Genomic DNA, 7,944 nt, shown 5'->3' on the forward strand with positions numbered 1-7,944 from the left:
CGTTCTCCTTAGGCCTTTTCGAGTTCGAGTTCTTCGGCAACCACCCGCACACTGGGCGTCGCCGCGTACCGCTTCACCACGCTGATTTCCACCGCCTGGGCGTCGTCCACGTAGACCACGCCGTTCATCCCGTCCTTGATCGCCTTGAGCACGTTGTCCGCGTCCGGCTTCTTCGTCGCGGCCACCAAGCCCTCCACGGCCATCGCATGCTTGCGCTTGCTCCAGCTCGTCGGGATCGGCAGCAGGATCGACACGCCCAGCCGGATCGGCCCTTGCATCGGCGCTGCGCCGGCCATGGCTTCGGCTGCTGCGAGCGCCACCAGTCCCTCATACGCAGCCGTCTTGGCCGGGGTGTACGCCCGCACGAAACCGCCCTGCTTCGCGAACCGCGCCCTGCCCTTTGCCACCGGTGCGCCGGGGACCGTGAAGGTGCAAACGCGCGCGCGCACGCGCGTCGTGGCGGCATCCGTACCCACTTCTGCGGGCTTCGGATCGCAGCAGCAGGCGATTTCCAGCATTTCGTCCATGGTCATCACATGTCGTCCCTGAACTTGCGCCCCGGCCGCTTGGGCTCGGGCATACGGAAGCCGTGTGCCAGATCGCTGAACAGCACGAACTCGCCGCGGTAGGCAAGCGGCACCATTCCCTTCTCGCCCTGGCGCTGCTTTTCCACCAGCACTTCGCAGACGCCCTTCGCCATTGAATCGGGGTCGTACACCTCATCCCGGTACAGGAAGCAGATGATGTCGGCGTCTTGCTCGATCTCGCCCGAGTCGCGCAGGTCGGCCATCGTCGGACGCTTGTCGGCACGGCGCTCCAGGTCGCGGTTCAGTTGGGCTAGCGCCAAGACCGTGATGTCCAACTCCTTGGCCAGCGCCTTGAGGCCGCGGGAATAGCTGCCCACCTCCTGGTTCCGGTTCTCGCTGGGACCGCCAGTCATCAGGCCGAGGTAATCGACCACCAGCAGCGCCAAGCCGTGCTTGCGCTTGACAGCGCGAGCCTTGGCTCGGACTTCCAGCAGCGTCAGTGCCGGCTGTTCGTCGAGAAACAGGCTCAGGTCAGCAATCCGCGCGGCAGCAGCCGTGACGTTGTTCCAGTCCTCGTTTGTCATGAGGTCCGGCTGACGCAGGCGAGCCATCGGGATACGCCCTAGCATCGACGTATTGCGCTGGTGCAGTTGGGCCAGAGGCATTTCCATCGACAGCACGAGGGCGCCGTCATTGCGCGCGACGTTCGCGGCGATGTTCAGCGCAAAGGCCGTCTTGCCCATGGCCGGACGACCAGCGACGATGACCAGCTCGCCGGCTCGGAATCCCCCGCCGAGCTTCTCGTCCAGATCGCGGAACCCGGTCGACAGCGGCTGAACCTTGCCCTCCAGTTGCGCCGTCAGCAGGTCGCAAAAGTCCGCCATGCCCTCGGACGCCCGGATGGGCTCGGTCTTGACGCGCTCGCGGGACAGTTGCTCGAGCTTGGCCTGCACGCGATCGACCACGATGCGGGCTTCGGCGTCACCGATGACCATCGCGGGCACCTCGTTGGCCAGCGCCAGCAGAGCACGCTTGACGGCGCGGTCACGCACCACGGCTGCGTAGCGGCCGATATTCGCGGCGCTCGGCGTGGCCAGCGTCAGCTCGTTGAGGTACGCCAGACCACCGCATTCCTCGGCTTGGCCCTTGGCTGCCAGGCGCTCGTAGACCGTCAGTGTGTCGGCGCCCGTTCCCGTGGACAGGATCTCGCGGATTTGCGCATAGATCGCCCGGTGGTCGCCGCGGTAAAAGTGCTCCACCTGCAGGTCACCAACGCGGTCGATCGCGTCGTTGTCGAGCATCAGCCCACCGAGGACAGCTTGCTCCGACTCGATGCTGTGCGGCACAGCGAATTCGTCGCGGGCGCTCATGCTGCCTCCAGGAACTTCCGGGACTGCTGGCCAAGCGTCGTCAGCTCGAACGAGCCATCTGCCTTGCAGACCCACAGGCGGTAGTAGCCCTTGGTCACGTAGTTGCAGAAATGCCGCTGCCAGTCCGCTTGCAGGCGGTGTGCGTTCGCACCACCGGGCAGGTGTTCGCGGCAGAAGACGTCCCACGCCAACTCCAGAAACTCGTGCGGCAGCTTGATTCCTTCCACGTACTCCATGAGCGGCGTGTAGCTCGTCACTGGCTTGACCCCGTTTGCCTTGCAGGCTTCGAGGAAGGTCTTCAGTGCGACACGCGGCTTACGTTCCCGCTTGGGTTTTGCTTGCAGATCGAGCTCAGCCCCCTCGTCGCCGACAGGCGATGGGGGGTTGGGGGGTAGTTCTTTCTCCTGTTCTTGTTCCTGCTCCTGCTCCTGATTAGCGATACTCTTCGCGAAGGCTTCACGAAAGGCTTCCGCAAAGGCTTCCTTGTACCCATCGAGGAAGGACCTAGCTCGTTGAATTACAACGGTTTTCAGGCCACACTCTGGCAGCAGATCAAGGGCGCCAACCCATGCCTTAACGACATTGGGAGACTCTGGCTGGTTGTACCGAAGAAACTTCGGTAGGGCGATAAAGCATGCCTTCTGATCGTGCTCGACCATCCCTTTGTTCAAGACTTCACGGAAGGCTTCGCGGAAGGCTTCCGGTTCCCATCCGAGCTCTTCGGCAAGACCGGCCAACGTCGATCGCATGGCGCCAAGGGCCGTCATGTTCGGATGGGTCAGCAGCATGAAGAAGACGAGCTTGGCGTTGTCCGACAGATCGCGGAACTTCGCGTCGTTCCAAACTCGAGGGTCGATCTTGCGGTAGCGACTCACACCTGCCCCCGTGGCGCCTTCAATGCGGTCTTCATTGCCTCAGCCCAGGAATGGACGCGGCGCTTGGTGGTGCCAGCAGCAGCCATCTTCCTTGCGATGCGATGGGCATCGGCAAAGCTCTTCTGCGCTGCATCGAAGTGGATCGGCTCGTTAGGCTTCATCGCCTTACCCCTGCGTCCCAACTTGTCCCGAGCCGGCCCGAGCCAAAAACTCGGCAGCTTCGGTGTGTTCGATGCCATAAGCGGCAAACAGGATCAGGTATCCGAGGTATTCCGGCGACGAGACACCCATTTTTGCGGCGCGGAGCACCAGATCCCGCGCGTCATCGGTCGGAATCAGCGCTGTGACCTCGGTTTTCTCGATCGTCATGCGGCCTCTCTCGTCCCAGCCTGGGACACTTCGGCACTGACGCCCGAGATGCGTACGGGCAAAGTTCCAACAACGCCACGCAACGCGAGCCTGACGGCGCGCTGGAGCGCAGCGGAATCGGACTCGAAGCCCTGCATCAGTTTGAAAGCCTGCAAAGCCTCGTAGTCCTCGTCGTTCAGACGAGTTTTGACTTCGTTCCGGAATTCGGCGCGACGGGACATTGAGTACCTCAACAATCAGGTAAAGGGGTGCATCCCCCATGGATATGGAAAAATCGAGCTCTCTCACTTTCTCAACCACCCAAACCAGGAGGACGCATGGAAACGATGACGCTGGAAAAGCTGGACGCGCACCTGCGCGCGTTGGAGGCAGCCTTCATCGCGCTTGCAAAGATCCAGCCGAGCGAGACACGCGACCAGTTTTTTGCAGAGTTCGATCGGAATCTCGAGTCCATTGCGGCAGCCTTCGCCACAATCGGCAGAAGCGACGACTGGAAGGAAAGCCTGTACAAGCATCGCGACGCGCTCAAAGACCTAATCTCTTGAACGCTTCTGCATCGCTGGCCGAAGTCGCCACGATTTCCGCCGTGGCTCGGGCATGCAAGTTCAGCGCGGGACGGATGATCCAGAGCATCAAACGGGCATACAGTCGTTTCATCTCTTCTCCTTCGGCAAAATGGACGACCACGAGAGGAACGGGCGGGCATGACGCGGCCTTAGGCGGCGGCTGGCTGGCCGTCGTGGGCTGCGTCTCGCAAGTACGCCCAATCGACATCAGGACGAAGCAATTCGCAGCGGACGAGACCACCGGTAAGGCGCTCGATCGCCGGACAGTGTTCGGCTGGGACCTTTCTGCCCGGCTGCTTCCACTGATTCACCGCAGCTTTCGTGACGGACAGGTGCACCGCAAGGGCAACCTGTGACCCCACGATCCGTGCCGCCATGTCGATAGGATGCTCTTTCATGGATTCCACTCAGTCTCTACGCAGGGCCAAGTATAGAAATCCTGTACCTACAAGTCAAGATAATATCGACCTTCTCGGTACAGAGTTTCTTTACCATTCGCCCATGGAACTCAACCGGTGGATCATCGAGGCGCGCGGGCGGGCGCACATGACGCAGCAGCAGCTAGCTGATGCGTTGGGTGTCACCAAGTCCAATGTGTCGGCGTGGGAGAACAGCCGACACGAGCCGGGCTGGTCACAGATGTTGAAGATCAGGGAGGTGACGGGCGCGCCGTTGCCCGTGGATGATGCTGGAGCGGCCCAGGCGGGCGCGTCCTGGCCGTTCGCATTTCCCCGATCACGGCTGGATCAGTTGTCAGAGAAGCAACTTGCCGAGCTTGAGCGGATTGTCGTTTCCGCCCTGGAGCTCGCTTCGACAGGCAGCAGGCAAACCGGAGGAACGTTCGCGACGTCGGGCAGTACGGTCGCTGACCACGCGGACATCAAACACTCCACCGGCGGCCGTCGCACCGCGGGGCACGAGCGCACCGGCAGCTAACCATGAGCACTTTCACAGAACACGACCTAGAGCACCAACGGCTCAAGCATCGGACCCTTGTCCTCGAACACCTTGTGCTTGTGCTGATAACTGCTCTTGCCAAACAGAAATGCGTCGAGAAAGGCGTCGACGAAGAGCCAGGAGCCATTGGATCGCTTGCTCGCGTTCTTCTGGAGAAGGGTCTCCGAAGCCTAAGAGATCTTCCGCCCAGCGGTGAATTTCATCCTGCTGAACGCGCGATGTTGATGGATGAGTCATCTGAGGTCTTCCAGGACATTGAGAAACACCTCGAATTTATATTGAAAGGTGGCTTCTAGGCGAGCCGCGTGCAGGCCGATCGCAAAAAGACCGGCTGAGCCAAGCCGGCAGATCCGCCCGGTCGCAACAAAACCAAAAAGAGAATGTCGAATAACAAGAACCGGGGACACCAGTCCCCATGGAAAGCCGTGTGGGCGTTTGCGGGACACGCGCTGGCGGGAGCGGCGATCTTCGTAATCCTTGCGTTGCTCGCCTTTGGGCTAGGGAAGTTCGTTTCGTTCCTTGAGGCAAATGGCGCATCCTATGCCTTGGTGATCGGCCTGACCGGCTTGGAGTACTTGATCTTCGCGGCAGACGCGGTCTGCATGCTATTCTTCCTTTGGAACGCAGTTCAAGCAGCCTTTGAGGAGATGAAATGAGCACATGGACGATTTTTTGGGAAGCAGCCAAAGAGACGCCGCGGCTCTATTTCGCGCCCATTCAAGCGATGCTGGCAGCGACACGTGATGTGCAGCAGGAGATGGTGAAGACGCAGTCGAGGGTCATCAGGGCCAAAACGATCGACCGCGCCTCGAAGAAGCAACTCACACGCACCAAGTAGACGCCTCGCGTAGGTAAAAAGCCCGCCACTCCGGCGGGCTTTTTTATGCCCCTAGCCCCCTCCTCCGCGCACCTTCCCCTGTCACCCCGGCAGGGGAATCTGCCTCCCCTCTTAAGTAGTGACTCCCTTACATTGACCTTTCAACAGCAAGCCGGCGTAAGCCCGGCAGCAGCATGAGAGGGGTCACATGTCGAACATCATCGAGCTGGCGCGCTTCCGGGGGAAGTCGGGCGCGCAGCTAGGTCCGGAGCCGCCGGACGGCACGATCACGATCAAGTGGCAAGCCGACGGGACTCACAGCTATTCCATCAGCGGTCAATACGCCCGCTCCTTCTCATTAACGATGCAAGCCCTGAACCAAGTCGCCGCCCGCGTGGCGACTGATGTCGTCCGTTCAGAGCCCGTCCCGTAAAGCGCCGGTACAGGGAAGCAACACCCGAGTACATTTTTTCTTGACTCGTTGGTACAGCTTTTCTATACTGCCTCCATCGACGCACTACACCGATGGAGCCGCAGATGAACAACACCCGCACGAAAGGAAAACGAGCCGCGTTCTGGCGGCTCGTGTACTGGCTCGTCGAGCCCATGCTCGACCTGCTCGATGCGCGCAAGGCGCGACAGCACGAAGCTGTCCATCACTACGCGCGTCGAGCGACGGACGCCAATACGGTCAACCGCCGATGCGATACGACGACGGATTCACGACCTTAGCGAAGGTTCCGTACACGTGCCCGCAGGCGATGCAGTGAGCGATTTCGAACCACGGATCACCGGCGCCGTTCTTCTGACGGCTTGGCGTGCATCCGATCGTATCGACACCGACAAGACCACAGTCCGGGCACTTCGGCTGAGCAATTTCTTGAGTCATTGGGAAGGTCGCCTCGCTAGAGGCGAGGTTGTTGTAGGGACAACGATTTTCGCATGGGGCGCCCTTCCCACCCATCTGATGGAGCAAGCGATGGCAGCCACCCTCATCCAAGACCTGATCCGAGTCCCGGGCCAGCCCGAGATGCTGTCGGGCCTGGAACACCTCGGCTCGTCCTTCTTCGGCGACGTCCGCGTGGACCTGCACGGTTCGGTCCACTACATCGGCTCGCGCATCGAGGACATCGACCTCGAGGACGTGACCATCACCGGCACGACGATCAGCCTGCGCGACTCCCTGAGCAACACCGAATGGATGCGGCTGCAGCGCGATGCGCGCGAACAGTACGAGAGCTCGCTCGTGGCCGTCACCGACTGGCGCGGCAACGTCAACTGGCGCGCCGCCTAACCCAACCCGCCCGCCAAGCGGGCTTGGAGACAGACATGGATCAACAGGACAAGAGCGCGCCGAAGTGGACGCCGGGGCCGTGGTTCGCAGACAGCGACGGAAATGTATGGCGTCGGCCGCCATCGGACCTCTATCAGAACGGTGGTGGCGTTGCAGGCGAAAAGCCCATTGCAACGGTGCACAAGGGATGGCACGGCGAGAGCGAAGTTGGCTATCCGGTCGAAGCCAACGCCCGGCTGATCGCCGCGGCGCCGGAGCTGTACGAGGCGCTGAAGCGGGTCCTTCGCAGCATTCCGACCGATGCTGACATGCGCGCATCGGGGTGGGAGCAGCCAGAGATTGACGAAGCGCACGCGGCGTATGCCGGAGCCCGCGCCGCCCTCGCGAAAGCCACCGGGAGCCAGCAATGACGAACGAACAGGCAGCACTGACGCGCGAGCTAGTGGAGGCGTTGAAGGAAGGCCGGCGCGCCATCGGCAGTCACGTCGTGCCCGATCACTGCTACGCCACTGGCCCGATGACCGGCGACAGCTTCCGCGATCTTGTCGAGTGCCCGGCATGCAGCTTCATCGGCATGTTCGATCGCGTGATGGCCCGCGCCAAGGAGCAGCAGCGATGAGCCGCTACGCCCTTTGCATGGCCCTGCTGGTGTACGTGGTGCCGACGCTGGTAGCGGCGCTCGCTGTGCTGCTGTGGGTGGTGCTGGCATGAGCTACAGCTTTACCCGCGAGTGCGACGACGGCCCGGCGATCAGCCCGCATTACGAGCTGTCGGTGATCTACGAAGTCGAGCAAGGCCAGATCGCTGTGCGCGGCGTCTACGTCCAGTTCGCCGGCAGCCATACCGACGCCAGGCTTGGCGACCGTAACTACGACCGTGAAGCCATCAAGGCGATGTGCCGCGAACATCTGGAGGCAGTGCAATGACGCACCAATGGACCGAAGCCGGCCTAGTGCGGCTGATGGCAGCGCTGCTCAAGCGCGTTTGCATCAGCTGCGGCGCGGAGCCGGACGAGAACGGAAATCTGCCCTGTGGGCACTGAGGAGATAAGGATGGCAAAGATCAACGATGGCGGACCGGCGTTCCCGGTCCATATCGAGAACTGCACCGATGAAAACATGGTGGCCCTGGGTGTCTTGCTTCCCCCGGGCAGCACGGTCGACTTCCAA

The 7,944-nt window shown here is 61.6% G+C and carries 19 protein-coding genes; 11 read left to right on the forward strand and 8 right to left on the reverse strand.

The features are described from left to right. Positions 1 to 8 precede the first annotated feature (8 nt). Genes AC6EI8_RS21770 through AC6EI8_RS21795 form a run of 6 tightly spaced genes read right to left on the reverse strand, consistent with a single transcriptional unit; the run spans position 9 to position 3,362 of the window. Positions 9 to 533, reverse strand: a complete 525-nt coding sequence (locus AC6EI8_RS21770) for a RusA family crossover junction endodeoxyribonuclease (protein WP_498382854.1) — start codon at positions 531 to 533, stop codon at positions 9 to 11. Beyond that, a complete protein-coding gene (dnaB, locus tag AC6EI8_RS21775) occupies positions 533 to 1,897 on the reverse strand; it encodes a replicative DNA helicase (RefSeq protein WP_498382855.1) in 1,365 nt (454 codons plus the stop codon). Before dnaB ends, AC6EI8_RS21770 begins: the two co-directional genes overlap by 1 nt. Next, complete coding sequence (locus AC6EI8_RS21780) at positions 1,894 to 2,772, reverse strand: hypothetical protein (RefSeq protein WP_498382856.1); 879 nt, start codon at positions 2,770 to 2,772, stop codon at positions 1,894 to 1,896. Before AC6EI8_RS21780 ends, dnaB begins: the two co-directional genes overlap by 4 nt. Then, on the reverse strand, positions 2,769 to 2,933 hold the full coding sequence (locus AC6EI8_RS21785; RefSeq protein ID WP_498382857.1) for a hypothetical protein: 165 nt from the start codon (positions 2,931 to 2,933) through the stop codon (positions 2,769 to 2,771). Before AC6EI8_RS21785 ends, AC6EI8_RS21780 begins: the two co-directional genes overlap by 4 nt. A 4-nt stretch (positions 2,934 to 2,937) precedes the next feature. Continuing rightward, positions 2,938 to 3,141, reverse strand: a complete 204-nt coding sequence (locus AC6EI8_RS21790; RefSeq protein WP_226106631.1) for a hypothetical protein — start codon at positions 3,139 to 3,141, stop codon at positions 2,938 to 2,940. Beyond that, positions 3,138 to 3,362 (reverse strand): hypothetical protein, encoded by a 225-nt coding sequence (locus tag AC6EI8_RS21795; RefSeq protein ID WP_226106632.1) that lies wholly within the window; start codon positions 3,360 to 3,362, stop codon positions 3,138 to 3,140. The genes AC6EI8_RS21790 and AC6EI8_RS21795 overlap by 4 nt, the downstream gene beginning before the upstream one ends. 96 nt (positions 3,363 to 3,458) lie before the next feature. Between AC6EI8_RS21795 and AC6EI8_RS21800 the strand changes: the two genes are divergently transcribed. Then, positions 3,459 to 3,686: a hypothetical protein gene (locus tag AC6EI8_RS21800; protein WP_498382858.1), complete on the forward strand. Its 228-nt coding sequence runs from the start codon at positions 3,459 to 3,461 to the stop codon at positions 3,684 to 3,686. On the opposite strand, the gene AC6EI8_RS21805 is transcribed toward AC6EI8_RS21800, so the two are convergent. Both AC6EI8_RS21805 and AC6EI8_RS21810 read right to left on the reverse strand, forming a co-directional pair. Beyond that, positions 3,667 to 3,798, reverse strand: coding sequence for a hypothetical protein (locus AC6EI8_RS21805; RefSeq protein WP_498382859.1), 132 nt, complete (start codon positions 3,796 to 3,798; stop codon positions 3,667 to 3,669). The genes AC6EI8_RS21800 and AC6EI8_RS21805 overlap by 20 nt on opposite strands. A gap of 58 nt (positions 3,799 to 3,856) precedes the next feature. After that, the gene (locus AC6EI8_RS21810; RefSeq protein ID WP_082371434.1) at positions 3,857 to 4,105 is read right to left on the reverse strand and encodes a transcriptional regulator; all 249 of its coding nucleotides are present in this window, start codon (positions 4,103 to 4,105) and stop codon (positions 3,857 to 3,859) included. A 103-nt stretch (positions 4,106 to 4,208) separates the two neighbouring features. On the opposite strand from AC6EI8_RS21810, the gene AC6EI8_RS21815 reads away from it, so the two are divergent. From AC6EI8_RS21815 to AC6EI8_RS21860, 10 genes are all read left to right on the forward strand, one after another. Beyond that, a complete protein-coding gene (locus AC6EI8_RS21815) occupies positions 4,209 to 4,643 on the forward strand; it encodes a helix-turn-helix transcriptional regulator (RefSeq protein ID WP_498382860.1) in 435 nt (144 codons plus the stop codon). Between the two features lie 2 nt (positions 4,644 to 4,645). Next, positions 4,646 to 4,960 carry a hypothetical protein gene (locus AC6EI8_RS21820; RefSeq protein WP_498382861.1) on the forward strand — a complete coding sequence of 105 codons (315 nt, stop codon included), beginning with the start codon at positions 4,646 to 4,648 and terminating at the stop codon, positions 4,958 to 4,960. An 84-nt stretch (positions 4,961 to 5,044) separates the two neighbouring features. Further along, positions 5,045 to 5,320: a hypothetical protein gene (locus AC6EI8_RS21825; RefSeq protein ID WP_174107361.1), complete on the forward strand. Its 276-nt coding sequence runs from the start codon at positions 5,045 to 5,047 to the stop codon at positions 5,318 to 5,320. Next, a complete protein-coding gene (locus AC6EI8_RS21830; protein WP_174107360.1) occupies positions 5,317 to 5,502 on the forward strand; it encodes a hypothetical protein in 186 nt (61 codons plus the stop codon). Before AC6EI8_RS21825 ends, AC6EI8_RS21830 begins: the two co-directional genes overlap by 4 nt. A 187-nt stretch (positions 5,503 to 5,689) precedes the next feature. Then, on the forward strand, positions 5,690 to 5,914 hold the full coding sequence (locus AC6EI8_RS21835; RefSeq protein ID WP_498382862.1) for a hypothetical protein: 225 nt from the start codon (positions 5,690 to 5,692) through the stop codon (positions 5,912 to 5,914). A 104-nt stretch (positions 5,915 to 6,018) separates the two neighbouring features. Beyond that, entirely contained in the window at positions 6,019 to 6,213 is a 195-nt protein-coding gene (locus AC6EI8_RS21840) for a hypothetical protein (protein ID WP_174107358.1), read from the forward strand. A 247-nt stretch (positions 6,214 to 6,460) separates the two neighbouring features. After that, positions 6,461 to 6,775 (forward strand): hypothetical protein, encoded by a 315-nt coding sequence (locus tag AC6EI8_RS21845; protein ID WP_498382863.1) that lies wholly within the window; start codon positions 6,461 to 6,463, stop codon positions 6,773 to 6,775. A gap of 35 nt (positions 6,776 to 6,810) precedes the next feature. Beyond that, complete coding sequence (locus tag AC6EI8_RS21850; protein WP_498382864.1) at positions 6,811 to 7,185, forward strand: XkdD/Y8K6 family phage-associated protein; 375 nt, start codon at positions 6,811 to 6,813, stop codon at positions 7,183 to 7,185. Continuing rightward, positions 7,182 to 7,394, forward strand: coding sequence for a hypothetical protein (locus AC6EI8_RS21855; RefSeq protein ID WP_498382865.1), 213 nt, complete (start codon positions 7,182 to 7,184; stop codon positions 7,392 to 7,394). The genes AC6EI8_RS21850 and AC6EI8_RS21855 overlap by 4 nt, the downstream gene beginning before the upstream one ends. A gap of 88 nt (positions 7,395 to 7,482) precedes the next feature. Then, positions 7,483 to 7,701, forward strand: coding sequence for a hypothetical protein (locus AC6EI8_RS21860; RefSeq protein ID WP_174108207.1), 219 nt, complete (start codon positions 7,483 to 7,485; stop codon positions 7,699 to 7,701). Positions 7,702 to 7,944: the final 243 nt, after the last annotated feature.

The organism is Cupriavidus sp. R6-3, assembly GCF_059772245.1.